20 protein-coding genes are annotated in these 19,020 nt (G+C 73.1%); 12 read left to right on the top strand and 8 right to left on the bottom strand.

Going from position 1 to position 19,020, the window contains the following annotated elements; translation table 11 throughout:
* Window positions 1-154: 154 nt before the first annotated feature.
* Both B0E54_RS01445 and B0E54_RS01440 read right to left on the bottom strand, forming a co-directional pair.
* Entirely contained in the window at window positions 155-511 is a 357-nt protein-coding gene (locus tag B0E54_RS01445; RefSeq protein WP_234581292.1) for a hypothetical protein, read from the bottom strand.
* A 406-nt stretch (window positions 512-917) separates the two neighbouring features.
* Entirely contained in the window at window positions 918-1,760 is an 843-nt protein-coding gene (locus B0E54_RS01440; protein ID WP_234581290.1) for an FAD:protein FMN transferase, read from the bottom strand.
* A gap of 225 nt (window positions 1,761-1,985) precedes the next feature.
* On the opposite strand from B0E54_RS01440, the gene B0E54_RS01435 reads away from it, so the two are divergent.
* A complete protein-coding gene (locus tag B0E54_RS01435; RefSeq protein WP_234581289.1) occupies window positions 1,986-3,017 on the top strand; it encodes a 3-isopropylmalate dehydrogenase in 1,032 nt (343 codons plus the stop codon).
* 162 nt (window positions 3,018-3,179) lie between these two features.
* Window positions 3,180-4,277 (top strand): branched-chain amino acid aminotransferase, encoded by a 1,098-nt coding sequence (locus B0E54_RS01430; RefSeq protein WP_234581288.1) that lies wholly within the window; start codon window positions 3,180-3,182, stop codon window positions 4,275-4,277.
* A 48-nt stretch (window positions 4,278-4,325) separates the two neighbouring features.
* Here the strand turns inward: B0E54_RS01430 and B0E54_RS01425 are convergent, their stop codons facing one another.
* From B0E54_RS01425 to B0E54_RS01415, 3 genes are all read right to left on the bottom strand, one after another.
* Complete coding sequence (locus B0E54_RS01425) at window positions 4,326-5,108, bottom strand: tyrosine-protein phosphatase (RefSeq protein ID WP_374109231.1); 783 nt, start codon at window positions 5,106-5,108, stop codon at window positions 4,326-4,328.
* 20 nt (window positions 5,109-5,128) lie between these two features.
* A complete protein-coding gene (locus B0E54_RS01420; protein ID WP_234581286.1) occupies window positions 5,129-5,587 on the bottom strand; it encodes a PRC-barrel domain containing protein in 459 nt (152 codons plus the stop codon).
* 110 nt (window positions 5,588-5,697) lie between these two features.
* Window positions 5,698-6,228 carry a carboxymuconolactone decarboxylase family protein gene (locus B0E54_RS01415; protein WP_234581284.1) on the bottom strand — a complete coding sequence of 177 codons (531 nt, stop codon included), beginning with the start codon at window positions 6,226-6,228 and terminating at the stop codon, window positions 5,698-5,700.
* Between the two features lie 288 nt (window positions 6,229-6,516).
* Here B0E54_RS01415 and cimA point away from each other — a divergent pair, with 288 nt between their 5' ends.
* Window positions 6,517-8,115 carry a citramalate synthase gene (gene cimA, locus B0E54_RS01410; protein WP_234581282.1) on the top strand — a complete coding sequence of 533 codons (1,599 nt, stop codon included), beginning with the start codon at window positions 6,517-6,519 and terminating at the stop codon, window positions 8,113-8,115.
* Window positions 8,116-8,199: 84 nt separating this feature from the next.
* On the opposite strand, the gene B0E54_RS01405 is transcribed toward cimA, so the two are convergent.
* Complete coding sequence (locus B0E54_RS01405; protein WP_234581279.1) at window positions 8,200-9,192, bottom strand: endonuclease/exonuclease/phosphatase family protein; 993 nt, start codon at window positions 9,190-9,192, stop codon at window positions 8,200-8,202.
* A 340-nt stretch (window positions 9,193-9,532) separates the two neighbouring features.
* Between B0E54_RS01405 and B0E54_RS01400 the strand changes: the two genes are divergently transcribed.
* The 9 genes from B0E54_RS01400 to B0E54_RS01360 all read left to right on the top strand — a co-directional run bounded on the left by B0E54_RS01400 (window position 9,533) and on the right by B0E54_RS01360 (window position 16,832).
* Window positions 9,533-10,036 carry a hypothetical protein gene (locus B0E54_RS01400; protein WP_234581277.1) on the top strand — a complete coding sequence of 168 codons (504 nt, stop codon included), beginning with the start codon at window positions 9,533-9,535 and terminating at the stop codon, window positions 10,034-10,036.
* Between the two features lie 229 nt (window positions 10,037-10,265).
* Complete coding sequence (locus tag B0E54_RS01395; protein ID WP_234581276.1) at window positions 10,266-11,315, top strand: MoxR family ATPase; 1,050 nt, start codon at window positions 10,266-10,268, stop codon at window positions 11,313-11,315.
* The gene (locus B0E54_RS01390) at window positions 11,312-12,349 is read left to right on the top strand and encodes a DUF58 domain-containing protein (RefSeq protein ID WP_234581274.1); all 1,038 of its coding nucleotides are present in this window, start codon (window positions 11,312-11,314) and stop codon (window positions 12,347-12,349) included. Before B0E54_RS01395 ends, B0E54_RS01390 begins: the two co-directional genes overlap by 4 nt.
* Window positions 12,346-13,305: a VWA domain-containing protein gene (locus B0E54_RS01385; protein ID WP_234581272.1), complete on the top strand. Its 960-nt coding sequence runs from the start codon at window positions 12,346-12,348 to the stop codon at window positions 13,303-13,305. Before B0E54_RS01390 ends, B0E54_RS01385 begins: the two co-directional genes overlap by 4 nt.
* A 34-nt stretch (window positions 13,306-13,339) precedes the next feature.
* Window positions 13,340-14,197 (top strand): S1C family serine protease, encoded by an 858-nt coding sequence (locus tag B0E54_RS01380; RefSeq protein WP_234581271.1) that lies wholly within the window; start codon window positions 13,340-13,342, stop codon window positions 14,195-14,197.
* Window positions 14,198-14,296: 99 nt separating this feature from the next.
* Window positions 14,297-14,593, top strand: coding sequence for a hypothetical protein (locus B0E54_RS01375; RefSeq protein WP_234581270.1), 297 nt, complete (start codon window positions 14,297-14,299; stop codon window positions 14,591-14,593).
* A 34-nt stretch (window positions 14,594-14,627) separates the two neighbouring features.
* Window positions 14,628-15,053 (top strand): alternative ribosome rescue aminoacyl-tRNA hydrolase ArfB, encoded by a 426-nt coding sequence (gene arfB / locus B0E54_RS01370; RefSeq protein ID WP_234581267.1) that lies wholly within the window; start codon window positions 14,628-14,630, stop codon window positions 15,051-15,053.
* Between the two features lie 113 nt (window positions 15,054-15,166).
* Window positions 15,167-16,165: an aldo/keto reductase gene (locus tag B0E54_RS01365; RefSeq protein ID WP_234581266.1), complete on the top strand. Its 999-nt coding sequence runs from the start codon at window positions 15,167-15,169 to the stop codon at window positions 16,163-16,165.
* Window positions 16,166-16,238: 73 nt separating this feature from the next.
* Entirely contained in the window at window positions 16,239-16,832 is a 594-nt protein-coding gene (locus B0E54_RS01360; protein ID WP_234581261.1) for a TetR family transcriptional regulator, read from the top strand.
* 51 nt (window positions 16,833-16,883) lie between these two features.
* Here the strand turns inward: B0E54_RS01360 and B0E54_RS01355 are convergent, their stop codons facing one another.
* Window positions 16,884-17,750: a 3-methyladenine DNA glycosylase gene (locus B0E54_RS01355; RefSeq protein ID WP_234581260.1), complete on the bottom strand. Its 867-nt coding sequence runs from the start codon at window positions 17,748-17,750 to the stop codon at window positions 16,884-16,886.
* Between the two features lie 34 nt (window positions 17,751-17,784).
* Window positions 17,785-19,020, bottom strand: a 1,236-nt coding sequence (locus B0E54_RS01350; protein ID WP_374109230.1) for a hypothetical protein, incomplete at its 5' end; no start/stop codon positions are given.

Below are 19,020 nucleotides of genomic sequence, written 5' to 3'. Positions count from 1 at the left end.
ACCGGCCGCGCACGATCGGCCCCGGCGGCACAGACGGCAGCACCACGGGGGGCCCGGCGACACGCCGGGCCCCTCTGTCGTACCCCCGGGTGCGGGGGATGCCCAGCCCTCGGGGTGTCACGCGGCCGGGATGCCCGGCCCACCCCGCCTCGGGTCAGTGGGGCAGCCGGGCCGGGGGCGGGTAGACCGAGCCGTCCTGCGGGTCGAAGAGCATCAACCCGTGCTCCCCGGCCAGTCGCTCGATGTCCAGCAGCACCTGGTCCGCGCAGGTCGGGTGCAGGTTCAGCTCGACGTGGTCGTGGGCGGCGTGCAGCGGCGCCACGGCCCACGGGCTGTCCGGGCCGGGGTGTCGGTCCGGATAGGACGCCGTGATCGCCCGGTAGAAGCCGACGACGCGCGGGTCCGGGTAACGGTCCACGTGCCGCCCCTGCCGGCAACCGTCGACAGCTGCCCGCACGTCCTCGGGCGTCGCCCCGTCCTCCAGGGCCCACACACTCAGATCGAAACTCACGGCGGACAGCGTGCCATCCGTCGTTCACCATGTCGAAACTGCCTCGCCGCAGGCCAATCGCCGACCCGCCACGCACCGGTCGGGAGAGTCCGCTGTGGAGACTCTTGCGTCGAGTTGCGTCGATTCGCTAGCGTACGACTGCGGTTACTGGCCGCAGGTCGCGGCGCCGGCCCGTCTTCGGGTGGCGCGGCCGACGTCCGGCCCGACCGGTCCGCACCCCTCGATTGTGCGAGCCACGCGCACTCGTCGCTGACCGGCCCCCACGGCCGTTGCCGAGGCCGTGGGGGCCGATCGCAGCGGCCCGACCGTGCCGGACACCCGAGGTGCCGCCGCTATCCCCGGCCCGCCCGAGCGCGGGTCAGAGCCGCAGTCCCGTGGGGAGCCGGGGCTCGTGGTGCGACGGGGTTCAGCGCCGGTGGGCGAAGAGCGCGCGATAGTCGGAGCCGCCCCGGAACCACGCCAGGCCGGTGGGCCCGGCGGCGTAGAGCGCGGTGGCGTACGCGTCGGCGACCGTCAGGTCCGGGCCGACGACGGTCGCGGCGACGAGCTGGTTGGCCGGCTCGCCGGTGTGCGGGTCGACCACGTGCCCCTGACGCCCGGTCACTCCCGAGGTGCCGACGGCCCCGGCGGTCATCTCCAGCACCAGCGGCGCGCGCTCGGGTGCCGTGGGGTGGTGCACCGCCACCCGCCACGGCCCGCCGTGCGGTGCCCGGCCGCGGACCACCAGGTCGGCGCCGGCGAGTACTGCGTAGTCGTGGATGCCTGCGGCGCGCAGCCGGGCGGCGGCACGTTCCACGGCCCAGCCACCCAGCAGGCCGCCCGGGTCGAAGCCGCCGGGCACCGCCCAGGCGTCGAACCAGCCGTCGGTGGCGGCCCGCATGGCCGTGCAGCGGTCCACCAGGTCGGCCAGTGGCGGGTACGACTCCGGGGTGATCTCCCCTCGCCGCAGCATGGAGACCAGGCTCTCCGGGCGGTTCGGGCCGTAGGTCATGTCGATGGCGCGCAGCTCCGCGACGCTGTCCCGCAGCGCCTCGCCGACGCCCCGACGGCCGAGCCGGACGGGAGCGTTGAGCAGCAGGGTGTATTCGGCGGTGGCGGTTCGCACGGTGTGCTGCACGGCGATCCGGCCGTCGGTGGCGGCGGTCGGGTCGATCCGGTGCCGGCGCTGGCCGAGCCGCAGGTCCGGCCGGCGGTTCCGGAACGCCGAGGGATCCGGCCAGCGGGTCCGCGGCTGCTCGTCGATGCGCATGGCACCTGCCCCCTCGCAGTTGACGTCGCGTCGTCACGACCACCGTTCGCGGGCCCCCTGACCCGCTGCCCCCTACCGTAGGCAGCGCAGATGATCGCCCCATGAGTCCCAGCTGAGAGGGTGCTGTGTATCCGCCGATCCCAGATATTGGAAGGATCGTACCGGGTTGCGGGACACCGACGTACCGTTGCCCGGACAGGGCAGTCGAGCGTGGGGAGTACGGGCGTGGCGCGGATCGCGGTGGTGGCCGGGGACGGCATCGGGCCCGAGGTGGTCGCGCAGGCTCGGAAGGTCCTCGACGCGGTGCTCCCCGGCGTGCAGGCCACCGAGTACGACCTCGGCGCCGCCCGCTGGCATCGTACCGGTGAGGTGCTGCCCGACTCGGTGCTGACCGAGCTGGCCGGGCACGACGCGATCCTGCTCGGCGCGGTGGGTGACCCCACGGTTCCGCCGGGTGTCCTGGAACGCGGCCTGCTGCTCAAGCTCCGGTTCGCCTTCGACCAGTACGTCAACCTGCGCCCGTCGCGACTCTGGCCCGGCGTCGCCGGTCCGCTGGGCAACGTGAAGCCCGGCGAGGTCGACCTGGTGGTGGTGCGCGAGGGCACCGAGGGGCTCTACGCCGGCGCCGGCGGCACCCTGCACCGCGACACGCCCGCCGAGGTCGCCACCGAGGAGAGCCTCAACACCCGACACGGCGTGGAGCGGGTCATCCGTGACGCGTTCGCCCGTGCCGACCGCCGGGAGCGGCGCAAGGTCACCCTGGTGCACAAGACCAACGTGCTGACCCACGCCGGGTCGCTGTGGGCGCGGGCCTTCGAGGCGGTCGCTGCCGAGCACCCGGACGTCACGACGGAGTACCAGCACGTCGACGCGGCCGCGATGTTCCTGGTGACCCAGCCGCAGCGCTACGACGTGGTGGTCACCGACAACCTGTTCGGCGACATCCTCACCGACATCGCCGCCGCGGTCACCGGCGGGATCGGGCTGGCCGCCAGCGGGTGCATCAACCCCGAGGGCGCGTACCCCTCGATGTTCGAGCCGGTGCACGGCTCCGCGCCGGACATCGCCGGGCAGGGCGTCGCCGACCCGGTGGCCGCGGTGCTGTCGGTCGCGTTGCTGCTGGAGCAGCTCGGGCACGCCGAGGCGGCGACGCGGGTCAACGCGGCGGTCGCGGCCGAGCTGGCCGGCCGCACCCCGGGCGCGGCACTGCGCACCGCCGAGGTCGGCGACCGGCTCGCCACCCACGCCGTAGCCTGACCGCCGCGACCCGCCAGGGTCAGCGGCGGTATCCGCCTGTCCGGGCAGTCCACCCGGTCCCGAGCGGCCCTACCTTCTGAACGACCGTTCGGGGTAAGTTTCTGGCACAACCATGTCGGTGTGCGATCCCGCATGCCGTTGTTCCCCAGGGAGGTCAGCGCTATGAGCGGTGGTGACAAGCTCGACTTCGAGATCCGTCCGAATCCCGCGCCGGTATCCGCCGCCGACCGGGCCGCCCTGCTGGCCAACCCGGGGTTCGGCCGCGTCTTCACCGACCACATGGTCACCGTGCGGTACGCCGACGGCAAGGGCTGGTACGACGCCCGGGTGGAGGCGCGTGGCCCGATCCCGATGGACCCGGCCAGCGCGGTGCTGCACTACGCGCAGGAGATCTTCGAGGGGTTGAAGGCGTACCGGACCGCCGACGGCGGCGTGACGATGTTCCGGCCGGACGCCAACGCGGCCCGGTTCGTCGAGTCGGCGCAGCGGATGGCGATGCCGGAGCTGCCGCCCGAGGTGTTCGTCGACTCGCTGCACAAGCTGATCGAGATCGACCGGGAGTGGATCCCCACCGGCGAGGACGGCAGCCTCTACCTGCGGCCGTTCATGTTCGCCAGCGAGGTCTTCCTCGGCGTCCGCCCGGCCAACGAATACCTGTACATGGTGATCGCCTCGCCGGTGGGGGCGTACTTCACCGGTGGCGTCAAGCCGGTCACGGTCTGGGTCTCCCCGGATTACACCCGCGCGGCGCCCGGAGGCACTGGCGCGGCCAAGTGTGGCGGCAACTACGCCACGTCGCTGGCGGCCCAGGCGGAGGCCATCGAGGCCGGCTGCGATCAGGTGGTCTTCCTCGACGCGGTGGAGCGCCGTTTCGTCGAGGAACTGGGCGGCATGAACGTCTTCTTCGTCTACGACGACGACTCGGTGGTCACCCCGCCGCTGAACGGCACGATCCTTCCCGGCATCACCCGGGAGGCGATCATGACGCTGGCCGGCAAGGCCGGGCACTCTGTCGAGGAGCGGTCGGTCTCGTTCGCCGACTGGCAGGCCGACGCGGCCAGCGGCCGGCTGCGCGAGGTCTTCGCCTGCGGCACCGCCGCGGTGATCACCCCGATCGGTCAGGTGAAGTTCCCCGACGGTGAGTTCCTGATCGGTGGCGGCGAGCCCGGCCGGGTCAGCATGTCGCTGCGGCAGCAGCTGGTCGACATTCAGCGCGGCAAGGCCGCCGACCCGCACGGCTGGGTGCGCAAGGTCCTCTGACGTCCGGCGCTGACCGGCCCGTGCGAACGGGCCGGTCAGCGCGGCGGGTCAGATCTCGTCGAGCAGGTGGTCGCGCAGGGCCGCGAGCTGCTCGTCGGTCACCCCGGCGTGGCGCAGGTACGCCTCGATCGAGCCGTGGCCCGCGCGCAGCTCGTCCAGGAACATCTGCATGGCCTCGGCGGGCGAGGCCAGGAACGGCGCGGGCACCGCCGCCGCGTTCGGCATGGTCTCGGCCAGCCAGGCGCTGAACCGGGCCGACGCCTCGGTGCTCAGCGCGTAGTCGGCGGTGATGTCGGCGTCGTCGACGCCCAGGACGGCGAGGGTGAGGGCGCAGACGATGCCGGTGCGGTCCTTGCCGGCCACGCAGTGCACCACGACCGGGGCGTTCGCGGAATCGGCGATCAGTCCGATCGCCTCGGCCAGTCCCGCGGTGCCGGTCTGGGCCAGGTCGGCGTACCGGTCGGCGAGGTAGCGGGCCAGGTCGGTGCCCTTCTCGTGCGGCGTACCCGACCAGTCGTCGTGCTCCGGGTGAATGTTGCGGTAGGTCAGCCCCTGGTACGCGGGCACCCGACCGTCGCGCTCCACCTCGGTGGGGCGGCGCAGGTCGATGACGGTGCGGATGCCGATCGCGGCGAACGCGTCCCGGTCCTGCTCGTCGAGGCGGTGCAGGGAGTCGGAGCGGTAGAGGCGACCTCGGCGCACGGTGCGGCCGTCGTGGCTGAGGTAGCCGCCGACGTCGCGGAAGTTGAAGGTGGCGGGCAGCGGGATGTGTCGTTTGTCCTCGGTGGCGTCCACGTTCACACGGTAACGGCCGGTGGGCTCGCGTCCCACCGGCCGTTGAGCCCGATCGTTCAGCGTGCGGTGCCCGGCGGGAGAGCGCCGTACGTCTCGTCGTAGTAACCGCCCAGCTGGTCCCGGTACGTCGGGTCGCTGTGGCTGGTCTCGTCGTACTCCGGGGCGGCCTTGATCTGGTCCCGGGTGCGATCCACGGAGACGGTGCGCTGGTCGTGGTCGACCTGGTTGACGGTGCCGGCGGGCAGCATCACCTTCTTGCCGAAGATCCACGGCCCGGTGTCCACGACCAGGTAGCTGCCGCCGACCTCGTGACTGGCGCTGTCGATCTTGCCGACTCCGCCGTCGGTGGCCTCGACCTTGTAGCCGACCAGGTCGGCGTCGGCCACTCCGGCCGCGTCCCGGTAGCGCCAGGGGTCGAAGGTGCCGGTCGGTGCGCCGCCCGCGACGGCGCCCTGGTCACCGCCGTGCAGCGGGTCGGGCCCGGCGTGGGCGGCGTGCGGGTCGATCCTGTCCATGCCGTTCACTCCTGACTGTCGCCGATCGTCTCGGCGTCGCTGGGTGCGTCCCCGCAGGAGCTACCCGGCGGCGGGGTCCCGGAAACGGCGACCGGCTGGCGTGCGGGGTGTCAGGCCAGAGCTGCCTCGGCGTCCAGCGTGACCGCCGCCGCGTGCACGACGGCGGAGATCCGCAGGGCCTCGTGCACCTGTTCGGGGGTGACGCCACGGCGACGCAGCGCCTTCTCCTGCGTCTGGAGGCAGACCTCGCAGCCGCTGATCGCCGAGACGCCGAGGCACCACAGTTTGAAGTCGCTCTTGTCCACGCCCGGACGGGCGATGATCTGCATGCGGAGCCGGGCTGGCATCGAGGCGTACTCGGGGTCGCCGACGAGGTGGGTGGCCCGGTAGTAGATGTTGGTCATCGCCATGACGGCAGCCGCGCCCTTGGCCGCCTCGACGCCGTCCGGCCCGAGGTGGTCGAGCGCCTCGGCAGCGATCTCGCGCAGTACCAGCGGATTGCGGGCGGCCACCGCACAGGCCAGGGCCGTGCCCCACGTCCGCGCCGGGGTCAGCGTCGAGGCGCCGATGGTGGCGTCGAGGTTGTGGGCGATGTCCGTGGCGTACGCGGGCAGGGCGGCCCGGATGGTGTCCAGTCCCACGGGTCAGCCCTCGGCCTCGGTGGCGGGCGGGGCGTCGAGCGACACGGTGAGCACAGGGCCTCCTTTGGGCGGGGTGTCGTCTTCCGGCGGGTCGGGCGTGGCGACACCGGCCGTGCCGTCCCGAGATGTGGATAGTTTCTCCCACGAACGGGGGCGAGTGGCAGAGTAGCGAGCGTGACCAGCACCGCCCTGATTATTGCGACCTAGCGCGCCGGCTCTCCCTCCGCCGAGCGCGCAGACCTCCCGCATCCGCGGGGGGTCTTTTTGTTGCTCCGAGAAAGGATCCTGATGACGTTCCAGGTCTTCGACACGACATTGCGCGACGGCGCCCAGCGCGAGGGGCTCACCTACTCGGTGGTCGACAAGCTGGCGGTGGCCCGACTGCTCGACGAGTTCGGTGTCGGCTTCATCGAGGGCGGTTGGCCGGGCGCGGTGCCCAAGGACACCGAGTTCTTCCGCCGGGCCCGCACCGAACTGGACCTGCGGCACGCCGTCCTGGTCGCGTTCGGCGCCACCCGCAAGGCCGGTGTGGCGGTCGCCGACGACCCCCAGGTGCGCGCCCTGCTGGACGCGCAGACCCCGGCCGTCGCGCTGGTGGCCAAGGCCGACATCCGCCACGTCGAGCGTGCGCTGCGCACCACCGGCGCGGAGAACCTGGCGATGATCCACGACACCGTCAGCCACCTTGTCCGCGAGGGCCGCCGGGTGTTCGTCGACGGCGAGCACTTCTTCGACGGCTACCGCCACGACCCGGCGTACGGCGCGTCAGTGGTGCAGACCGCACTCGCCGCGGGCGCCGAGCGGATGGTCCTCTGCGACACCAACGGCGGCATGCTGCCGTCCCAGGTGACCGCCGCGATCGTCGACCTGACCAACCGGCTCGGCGTCGACCCGGCGCTGTTCGGCATCCACGCGCAGAACGACACCTCGTGCGCCGTGGCCAACACGATCGCGGCCGTCGAGGCCGGCGTCCGCCACGTGCAGGGCACCGCCAACGGGTACGGCGAGCGCCCCGGCAACGCCGACATCTTCGCTGTCGTCGCCAACCTCCAGCTCAAGCTCGGCATGCCCGTCCTACCGGAGGGCTGCCTGGCGCAGATGGTGCGGGTCTCGCACGCCATCGCCGAGATCGCCAACATCGCCCCCGACACCCACCAGGCGTACGCCGGGGCCGCCGCCTTCGCCCACAAGGCCGGGCTGCACGCGAGCGCGATCAAGGTCGACCCGTTGCTCTACAACCACGTGGACCCGTCGGTGGTGGGCAACGACATGCGGATCCTGGTGACCGAGATGGCCGGTCGGGCCAGCGTCGAGCTCAAGAGCCGTGAGCTCGGTCTGGACCTGACCGACCGTCCGGAGGCGCTGACCCGGGTCACCAAGCGGGTCAAGGAGTTGGAGGCCGACGGTTGGTCCTTCGAGGCGGCGGACGCCTCCTTCGAGCTGCTGGTCCGCTCCGAGCTGCCCGAGGGCGGCCCGGCCCGGCCGTTCACCCTGGAGTCGTACCGGGTGTTGGTCGAGCACCGCGAGGACGGCGCGGTCGTCTCCGAGGCGACCGTGAAGATCCGGGTACGCGGCGAGCGGGTGATCGCCACCGCGGAGGGCAACGGCCCGGTCAACGCCCTCGACGAGGCGCTGCGGGTGGGCCTGGCGCGGCACTATCCGCGGCTGCGCGAGTTCGAGCTGGCCGACTACAAGGTGCGCATCCTGGAGGGCAGCCACGGCACGGGCGCCGTCACCCGGGTGCTCCTGGAGACGGCCGACGACACCGGCCGCGACTGGACGACTGTGGGCGTGCACCCCAACGTGGTCGAGGCCAGCTGGCACGCCCTTGTCGACGCCCTGACCTACGGCCTGGCCCCCGCCTCGGCCTCGTCGCCAACCCCCTGACCCCTCGCGATCTTGCACTTTGTGTCGCCGGTTCGCGGCTTGTGCCCCGGATGTCGGGACAGTAAGTGCAAGATCGCGGGGAAGTCAGGCCGCGGGCAGGCGGAGGGTGGCCAGGACGGGGCGGTGGTCGCTGCCGGGCAGGTTGAACACGGCCAACTTGTCGGCGGCGATGCGGCGGTCGAGGAGCACGTGGTCGATCGTGACCGGGGGGATGAGGTCACCGTCGTACGGCCCCCACGTGCCGGTCAGACCCTTGCCGGTGGCGTCCGCGGCGTCGACGTAACCGGTGCGCAGCAGCGCGCGCAGCGGCCCGTGGTCCAGGGTGGAGTTGAAGTCCCCGGCGAGGATCCGCAGGCCACCGTCGGGGGTGGCCGGTGGCTGGGCGACCAGGTCGGCACGCCAGGCGTCGACCTGGTCCAGCGCGTACGGCGCCGAGGGGTGCGCCGACTCGACCCGGACCGGGGGCCCGCCGGGGACGGCGAGCGTGCCGTACGCCTGGGTGAACCCCCAGCCACCACGGTTGTGGCGGATGCCGCCCTCGCTGATCGGCCACCGCGAGTAGAGCGCGGAACCGGGCGTGCCCACCTGCGCGTTGAGCTGCCGGTACGGCAGCAGCCGGTCGAGGCCGACGCGGTCCAGGCCGGCCTGCGCCTCAGGTGTGAACTCCTGCACGGTGAGCACGTCGACCCGGTGCTGCCGGACCAGCTCGACGAGTGCCCCCGGGTCGGCGGCCCCGACGAGCAGGTTGGCCGTGAGCAGCCGGATCGTCGGGCCGGTCGCCGCCGGCTGTGGGGTGGCCAGCGCCCGGGGGGCCACCACGCCGACAAGTGCCACCGCGGCCAGGGCCGCGACCGCCGCCGGCCACCAGCGCCGCAGGGCGACGGTGAGGCCGAGGGCCAGCACGCTGAACCCGGCGACGTACGGGGTGAAGGCGAGCGCCTGCACCAGCGGCCCCCGGTCCAGCCCCGCCAGTCGTACGGCGGCCCAGGCGGCAGTGGGCGCGACCGCCACCCAGCAGAGCGCTGTGCCGATCGACGCCCGGCGGCGGGTCGGCGTGGGTGCAGTGTCGACGATCATGGCGGTCAGCGTAGCGGTGGCGGGCCCCCGCAATTTGTGTGAATGGTTGACACGTTCATCTTTCACAAATATCTGACGGCTGCACGACAGGCCGATAATGCGAGATCAACTATTGACCTCCCGCTTTTTGCGGTGCTACGTTCCATCTGGTTAAACGACGCAACGCTGAGTAGTAACAGCAGCTCAGACCGGATGCAGGTCAACGAGAAATCAACTTTCCCGACTACGGGCGAGCGAGCTTCAACCGGTTCTCGTGTCGTCGTCGATCCCATTATTGGCAGTCATCCGTCCCGCCCCGCGGGTCGGCCGAATTCGCACGGTCACACAAGGGGGACCTGTCATGAGAACATTCTTCCGACGTAAGGCGGCGGCGGTCACGCTCGCTGTCCTGGCGCTCACCCTGGCTGGCGGGGGGATCGCCGTCGCCCAGCCGTCGGCGAAGGCGCCGCAGGCGTCCGTCCAGCCGGCGGCGCGCGGCACCAACGCCCAACCACCGGTCACGGCCGAGTCGGCCCGCAAGGCCAAGGCCGCGCTGAAGGCCAACACCACGCTCGTCGCCTCCACCACAATCGTCGTCGTCAACTCCAACGGCACCAAGGCGCGCGGCACCGGCACGGTCATCAAGTACGGCACCGGGCAGTACGAGGTGCAGTTCGGCCAGGTCGTCACCTCGGGTGTCTACGTGGCCACCGTTGGCCGGGCCGACGCCTGCTGCATCCCGCCGGCCGGCGAGATCTCGGTGGCGCCCCGGCTCAGCACGCCGAACGCGGTCTTCGTGCAGACCCGCAACTCGGCGGGCACCCCGACCGACCTGGGCTTCCACCTGGTCGTCCACCTGCCCTGACCGATTCGAACGTCCGGCCCCCGCAGTCGACTGCGGGGGCCGTGTCGTGTCCTGGGGTTCCTCGTCGCCGCCGGCCGGCTCCTGCCCTGTCGGGGTGGTCATGCCCGTGCGAGCGGGTCCTCCCGGTTGTTCCCCGTCCGGGCGGCTCCTGCTCATTCGGGACACAACGGACCCGTCCGGCGCTCACAATCCGACGTTTGCCGAGGCCCCCGCCCGGGAAGCAAGCACCGTGACGGACATCTCGGACACCCTGGCCAGCCTGCCCACCTCGGTCGATCCCGAGCCGACCGGCGCGGAGCTGGAACAGACCCTCTTCGAGGTCAAACGCGTGATCGTCGGGCAGGATCGGCTCGTCGAACGTCTGCTCACCGCACTCATCGCCAACGGGCACTGCCTTCTGGAGGGCGTGCCCGGCGTGGCCAAGACCCTTGCGGCGCAGACCCTCGCCACAGTGGTCGGCGGGACCTTCTCCCGGATCCAGTTCACCCCGGACCTGGTCCCCTCCGACATCGTCGGCACCCGGATCTACCGGGCCTCCAAGGAGACCTTCGACATCGAGCTGGGCCCGATCATGGCCAACCTGGTGCTCGCCGACGAGATCAACCGCGCGCCGGCCAAGGTCCAGTCGGCGCTGCTGGAGGCGATGGCCGAACGGCAGGTCTCCATCGGCGGGCGCAGCTGGCCGGTGCCGACGCCGTTCCTGGTGCTGGCCACGCAGAACCCGATCGAGTCCGAGGGGGTCTACCAGCTCCCCGAGGCGCAGCGCGACAGGTTCCTCATGAAGGTCGTCGTCGACTATCCCAGCGACGCCGACGAGCTGGCCATCCTCTACCGGATGAGCACCGACCGGCCCCGGGCCCGCCAGGTGCTCGACCCGCAACGCCTGCGACTGCTCCAGGAGCACGCCGAGCGGGTCTTCGTCCACCACGCCCTGGCCGAGTACGTCGTCCGGCTCATCCTCGCCACCCGCGACCCGGGCCGGTTCGGGCTGGCCGAGCTCGCGCCGCTGCTGGCGTACGGCGCCAGCCCGCGGGCGACGCTCGGCCTGGTCGCCGCCGCCCGCGCGCAGGCGCTGCTGCGGGGACGCGAGTACGTGCTGCCCGAGGACGTCCGGGAACTGGCGGTGGACGTCCTGTCCCACCGGCTGGTGCTCTCCTTCGACGCCGTGGCCGACGGGGTCTCGGCCGAGAGCCTGGTCCGGCGGCTCGTGGAGGCGGTGCCGCCGCCCCGGGTGGCCACCGGGCACCCTCAGCACGCCCCCGACCTGGCGGCGGCGTGAGACGCGCCGGCCGTACGTCGGTGGCCACCCCGCCCGACCCGAGCCTGGCCGAGCTGACCCCCGACCAGCGGCTGCGCCGACTGGAACTGACAGTCACCCGCCGGCTCAACGGTCTGCTGCACGGCCAGTACCGTGGCCTGCTCCCCGGGCCGGGCAGCGAACCCGCCGGCAGCCGCGAGTACCGGCCGGGGGAGGACGAGGTCCGCCGGATGGACTGGGCGGTGACCGCCCGGACCGCGGTGCCGCACGTCCGGCAGGTAGACGCCGACCGGGAACTCACCACCTGGCTGCTCGTCGACGCCAGCGCCAGCATGGAGTTCGGCACCGCCGAGCTGGACAAGCGGGAGCTGGCGGTGGCCGCCGTGGCGGCGGTGGGCTTCCTGACCGCCGGCATCGGCAACCGGCTGGGCGCCCAGGTGCTGCGCGCCGACGGGGTACGACGTTTTCCCGCCCGGAGCGGGCGTACCCACCTGCTCGGTCTGCTCCGCGCGCTGCTGACCGCGCCGCGCGCGACCGAGCCCGGCGACCGGTCCCGGTCGCGGCCGGAGACCCCGCAGCCGGTCGCGGCGGCGGAGTTGGCGGACGGGCTCGACGCGGTGCACCGGGTCGCCAACCAGCGCGGGCTGGTCGTGGTGGTTTCCGACTTTCTCGACGGCCTGCCCGACGACCCCGACGAGCCGCCACCCTGGGAGCGCACCCTGCGTCGGCTGTCCGCCCGCCACCAGGTGCTGGCGATCGAGGTGACCGATCCGCGCGAACTGGAACTGCCCGACGTCGGGCTGATCACGCTCGTCGACCCGGAGACCGGCCGCCGCCGCGAGGTGTGCACATCGGACCGCCGCCTGCGGGAGCGGTACGCCGCGGCCGCCGCCGCCCAGCGTGACCAGGTCCGCCAGGCGCTGCGCCGGAGCGCTGCCACGCACCTGGCGCTGCGCACCGACCGGGACTTCAGCGCCGACATCGTCCGGCACGTGCACGCCCAGCGGCGGATGGCCGCCGCGCCGGCCGGAGCCGTCCGGGGAGGTGCCGCGTGACCTGGGAGTCCCCGTTGCGACTCTGGCTGCTGATCGGCGTGCTCGCGCTGGTCGGCGCGTACCTGGTGATGCAGCGCAGACGCAGCAGGTACGCCGTCCGCTTCACCAACCTGCGGCTGCTGGACCGGGTGGCGCCCGTTCGTCCGGCCTGGCGCCGGCACGTCCCGGCCGGGCTGTTCCTGGCCATGCTGGCGCTGCTCGTGGTCGGTTTCGCCAGGCCCACCGCCGAGGTCCGGGTCCCCCGGGAACGCGCCACAGTGATGGTCGCCGTCGACGTGTCCACCTCCATGCTCGCCACCGACGTGGAGCCGGACCGGCTGGCGGCGGCCAAACAGGCGGCACGACGTTTCGTCGAGGGCCTGCCCGACGAGTTCAACGTGGGGCTTGTCGCGTTCGCCGGCAGCGCCGCCGTCCTGGTGCCGCCCGGCACCGACCGGGACGCCCTGGACGAGGGCATCGGTCGCCTCGCCGAGGGGGTGACCGGGGTGCAGGGCACCGCGATCGGTGAGGCCATCAACACCTCACTCGGCGCGGTCAAGAGCCTGGACAGCGAGGCCGCGAAGGAGCCACCGCCGGCCCGGATCATCCTGCTCTCCGACGGAGCCAACACCTCCGGGATGGACCCGATGGAGGCGGCGGGAGAGGCGGTCGCGGCGAAGGTGCCGGTGCACGCGATCTCCTTCGGCACGCCGTCCGGCTTCGTGGACCGGGGCGGACGACCGATCCAGGTGCCGGTCGACGGGCAGACCCTCAAGGCCGTCGCCGACGAGACCGGCGGAATGTTCCACGAGGCCAGCACCAGCGACGAGTTGCGCGCCGTCTACGACGACATCGGCAGCTCGGTCGGCTACCGCACCGAACGCCAGGACGTCTCGGCCCGGTTCATCGGCCTCGGGCTGGTGTTCGCGATGGGCGCCGCCGCCGGCTCGATGCGCTGGTTCTCCCGACTGCCCTGATCCACAGCGCCGACGTCGACCGTGAGGAGTACGCATGGCAGTGCAGACCGGACTGGGCGAACCGCGCGGTCCCTGGTTCATCTCGCCGGAGCTCGACCCGGACGGGCGCGGGTGGTGGGACGCGCCCGGCTCGGGGCGGGACCCTGGCGGGCGGCGCCCCGGCCGGCTGCTCGCCGCGTTTGCGGTCATCGCGGTGTCGGCCGTCTCGGGCGCCCTGGCCGGCGGCGTGGTGGCCAGTCGGGACGGCACGGGATCGTCCGCGGCGTCCGCCGCACCGGTGCCGGCGGAGCTGGTCACCGCCGCCGAGCGGACCGTGCCCGGTGTGGTGTCGGTGCTCGCCGGTGGCGCGAACGGCGCGTCCGCGACCGGTTCCGGGTTCGCCATCGACGACCAGCAGCACCTGGTCACCAACGACCACATCCTGGCCAAGGGCGGTGGTGGACCGGTCACGGTGGAGCTGCCCGACGGCCGCCGGTACGAGGCCGAGGTGGTCGGCCGGGAGCCGCGCAGCGACCTGGCGGTGCTGAAGGTGCCGCCGTCGGCCGGCCTCGCCCCGTTGCCGCTGGCCAAGCCCGGTGCCACCCGGGTCGGTGAGCCGGTGCTGGCGGTGGGCTCACCGCTGGGGCTGTCGGGGACGGTCACCGCGGGCATCGTCAGCGCGCTGGACCGCCAGGTGCGGTTGGGCAACAGCCGGCACCGCGCGGTGCAGACCGACGCGTCGATCAACCCCGGCAACTCGGGCGGGCCGCTGGTCAACGCCCGAGGCGAGGTGGTCGGGGTGAACACCGCGATCGCCACGATCGACGGCAACGGGTCGATCGGCATCGGCTTCGCCATTCCGATCGACCAGGTGCAGCAGACCGCCGACACGATCATCGGCAAGGGTGGCTGAGCTGCTCGTACGGCCCATCGGGCCGCCTCCAGTGTCGGATATCCGGCCACACGTCATCGGGCCATGGAAATATGACGCTCGGTATGGATACTGGCGGAGGTGGAGCGTCCTCTTCTCACGGTCCTCCTGCTGGTGGGCCTGATCATCGGATGTGCGGTGGGGTCGGCGTACGCCCGGGCGCGACGCGGGTGGACCGACTACCAGACCGCGAAGAAATCGGTGCCCGGCGCTCGCCGGGGCGCGTGGTTGCTGATCCGCGGGGTCGCGGTGAAGGCCGCCGTGATCGGGCTGCTGCTATTCGGCGCCGTGGCGTACGCCGCGGTCGGCTCGGACGACGAGACCGCCGGCCCGGCACCGAGCCCGTCCACGACGCAGAGTGAGCATCCGCGCCGGTGACCCGGGGCGGGCCGGGGCGGGCTAGCCTCGGGGCGTGGACGACGGACTGCGGGTGACCGATCGGTGGGTCGTCCCCGCCGGGGAGCTGCGGGAGCGCTTCTCCCGCTCGTCCGGCCCCGGCGGGCAGGGCGTGAACACCGCCGACTCGCGGGTCGAGCTGAGCTACGACCTGGCCAACTCTCCGTCGGTGCCCGACTGGATCCGGTCGCGGGCGCTGGAACGACTCGCCAACCGGCTGGTGGACGGCGTGCTCACGATCGCGGCCAGCGAGCACCGGGCGCAGCTCGCCAACCGGGAGGCGGCCCGCGAGCGGCTGGTCGCGCTGTTGCGCGAGGCGGCCGCGCCGCCCCCGCCGCCGCGCCGGGCGACCAAGCCGTCCCGGGGTGCCAAGGAGCGCCGGCTGGCCGAGAAGAAGCGCCAGTCGCAGCGCAAGCGCGACCGCCGCGTCGACGGCGACTAGTCCACCATCACCGAGCTGTGTGAGTGACCTCTCTGACTGTCGAGTGACAGAATCTGGAATCTGTCAGCCGAAGTGTGTATGGTCGGCATGTCACCCCAGGAGAGGAACACCTCATGAACACCCGCACCCTCGGCACCACCGGCCCCACCGTCTCCGCGCTCGGACTCGGCCTGATGGGCATGTCGGATCTCTACGGCCCCGCCGACGAGGCCGAGAGCATCGCCACCATCCACGCCGCCCTGGACGCCGGCATCACCCTGCTCGACACGGGCGACTTCTACGGCATGGGCCACAACGAGATGCTGCTGCGCGACGCGCTGCGCGGCCGTAACCGGGACAACGCGGTGATCAGCGTGAAGTTCGGCGCTCTGCGCGACGTCGACGGCGGTTGGAACGGCAACGACGTCCGACCCGTCGCGATCAAGAACTTCCTGGCGTACACGCTGCGCCGGCTCGGCACCGACCACGTCGACATCTACCGCCCCGCCCGGCTCAACCCCGACGTGCCGGTGGAGGACGTCGTGGGCACCCTGGCCGAGCTGGTGAAGGCGGGTCACGTCCGGCACATCGGGCTGTCCGAGGTCAGCGCCGACACGCTGCGCCGGGCGCACGCCGTGCACCCCATCAGCGACCTCCAGATCGAGTACTCGTTGATCTCCCGCGCCCCCGAGGCCGAGATCCTGCCGACCGCGCGTGAGCTGGGCGTCGGGATCACCGCGTACGGCGTGCTCTCCCGAGGGCTGATCAGCGGCCACTGGACGCCGCAGCGGGAGACCGCCGGCACCGACTTCCGCAGCCACCTGCCGCGCTTCGCCGGCGCGAACCTGGACCGCAACCTCGCCCTCGTGGACGCGCTGCGCGCCATCGCCGAGGCGCGGGGCGTCACCGTGGCGCAGATCGCCATCGCCTGGGTGCTCGCCCGGGGCGAGACCGTCGTACCCCTGATCGGCGCCCGCCGTCGGGACCGGCTCACCGAGGCCCTCGGCGCCGCCGCGGTCACGCTGACCGAGACGGACCTGGCCGCCATCGAGGCCGCCGTCCCCGCCGACGCGGTGGCCGGCAGCCGGTACGACGAGGCGCAGATGGCGTTCCTGGACAGCGAGCGGTCATGACAACCCGGTCGTGGCGCGACCGCCGGCCGGGGGTCGCGCCACGACGGGCCACGCGGTCAGGGAGGCTGGGGCGATGAGCGACACCACAGCCCTGACCGCCGATCGCATCCTCGACACCGCCGAGGAGGTGCTGCGCCGGTACGGCCCGGCGAAGGCCACGGTGCTGGACGTGGCACGCGCGCTGGGTGTCAGCCACGGCAGCGTCTACCGGCACTTCGCCAGCAAGGCCGCGCTGCGCGAGGCGGTCGCCGAACGCTGGCTGGCCCGCGTCTCCACCCCGCTGATCGGCGTCGCCACCGGCACCGACCCGGCCCCGCAACGGCTGCGCCGGTGGCTGGCCGAGCTGAGCGGCACCAAGCGGCGGATGGCCCGGGAGGACCCGGAGCTGTTCGACAACTTCCACCAGCTCGCCACGCTCTCCGAGGGAGCGGTCGCCAACCACCTGGAGGTTCTCGCCGGTCAGCTCAGCCTGATCGTCGCGGACGGCGTCGCCGCCGGCGAGTTCACCGTGCCCGACCCGGCGGTGGCCGGCCGCGCGCTGTTGCAGGCCACCGCGCGGTTCCACCACCCGTCGCACCGGACGGAGTGGAGCGAGCCCGGCCTCGACGACGACCTGGCCGCAGTGGTCGCGTTGCTCCTCGACGGTCTGCGAGCCCGCTCGCGCTGACCCCGGGCCACGGCACGGGCGGGGCCGCCGGCCGCGCGGGGCCGTCGACGGTCAGCCGGGAACGGCGGCCAGCAGCCGGTCGCGGAGCACTGCCGCACGGTCGGCGAACTCGCGCTGCGCTGCGGCGTACTCCGCCCGACCCTGGACGGTCTCCACCCGTACCGGCGGGTGACCGAGCGCCGCCAGGTCGTACGGGCTGGCCCGCATGTCCAACGTGCGGACCTCCCGGGCCAGCTCGAAACAGTCCGCCACCAGTTCCGAGGGCACCAGCGGCGACAACTTGTACGCCCACTTGTAGAGGTCCATGTTGGCGTGCAGACAGCCCGGCTGCTCGTGCGCGTGCTGCGTCTCCCGGGTCGGGGTGAGCAGGTTCAACGGCCGGGCCGGCGGGGTGAAGAACCGGAACGCGTCGAAGTGGCTGCACCGCACCCCGCGCTCCTCGACGACCGCGGCGGTCCGCTCCGGATCCAACCGCAACGGCCAGGCGTTGTGCCGCAGCTCCTCGCGGGTCTGCCGGTACACCATCGCCCACTCGTGCATCCCGAAGCAGCCGAAGTGCGCCGGTCGGGCGGCAGTGGCCGCCAGCAGCGAGCGGATCCACGCGATCGACTCGCCGCGTCGCCCGCGTACCGCCTCGGTGTCGAGGGTGACCCCGGCGGCGGTGGCGCGGTAGTCCCGGCCGAACTCCGCCGGATCCGCGTCGCGCAGCTCGACCCCCGCGCCCGGGTGCCACCGGCGCAGCTGCGCCGGTCGGTGCGAGTAGTAGGTGAACAGGAAGTCGGCCACCGGATGCCGCTCACCCCGACGTCGTCGGGCCAGGTGCGGCGTCAGCCACACGTCCACCCGCTCCTCGTGAGCCCGGCGGCGCGCACGCCAGGCCGCCACGTCGAGCACGGCGGGGGCGAGGGCGGCGGTCACGGACCCCAGGGTACGACCGCCGCCCGATCGCCGGTCAGGGCATGTGCACCCGGACGCCGGCGGAGAACACGCCGCTGCGCAGCTCCAGCTGCTGGGGCGGGTCCCGCCCGTCGACGGTGAACACCAGCGGGAGCACCACCCGGCTGCCCGCGGCCACCGGGTTGGCGAAGACGTCCCGACCCAGGTTGGCCGTCCGGGTGGCCGGCTCGTCAGTGCTCACCCACCGTCCGCCCGGCAGGTAGGCGCGTTGCAGCTGGCCGTGCCAGGGCTGCTGGCTGCCGGTGACGTTGCGCACACCCACGGTGGCCTGGCAGCGCCGACCCCCGGCCGTTGCCGCGCCGGTCCCGCCGGCCGCGTCCGCCGCGCCACAGGTCATCCGGTAGACGGTGAACTCGAACGCGGACTCCCGCAGCGGCACACCCACCGGTCCGGAGACCCCGGTGCCCATCCACGCGCCGCTGGTCGGCTGCTTCTGGGTGTCGATCGACGACACCTGCCGGGTCGCCGTCCAGCCGGCCGTGCCGATCACGCCCGCCAGCACCACCGCCGCCGCGCCAACCAGCAGCCAGACCGGCGGGGTACGCCGCCGTCGGCGCGGGTCGGGAGTCGCCGGACGTGGGTAGATCGTCCCGCGCCCACCGTCCCGCGTTCCGTTGGTGGCCAGGGCGGCGGCGGTCACCCGCCGTCCGCGCCGTCGACGCCACACATAGACCACGAGTGCGCTGAGCAGCACCAGGACGCCCAACCCGGCCAGCAGCACCGGATACCGCCGCCAGGGCGGCGCCTGGGTGACCTCGGCCGCCGGGGCGGCTCCGGCCGCCTGCCAGGTGGCGGTGGCGCAGTCGTACGGCCGGGTGCCGTCACTGGTGAACGCGCAGGCCGGTGCCGTCAGCGGCTGACCCGGCGCGACAGCGGTCAGCGCGGTGCCCAGCGTGGTGGTGCTGTGCGCGGGCAGCCGCAACCGCCAGGTCACCTCGGCCGTGGACCCGCCGGAGCGGCTGGACTGTCCGCCCCCGCTGATCGCGGTGGGCGACGACCCCGACGGCAACTCCTGGCGCACAGTCGTGTCGAGCGGCGAGTTGCCCACATTGCGGACGTGGATGCGGTACCGCGGCGCCGGGCTGCTCTCCGACGCGACCGCCACCGTGACCGGAGGCGGGGGCGCGGACACCGGCACCCGCGACGGCGGTGCCACCGCCGGCGGCGCCGAGGGCGGGGTGGGCTCCGCGCTCGCCGCCACGGGCAACCGCGCGGCCACCGCCACCGCCGG

Origin of the sequence: Micromonospora sp. MH99 (assembly GCF_021442385.1) — a bacterium.
Classification (GTDB): domain Bacteria; phylum Actinomycetota; class Actinomycetes; order Mycobacteriales; family Micromonosporaceae; genus Micromonospora.
The sequence above is the reverse complement of the archived record's forward strand: the minus strand, read 5'-3'. Positions and strand labels throughout refer to the sequence as shown.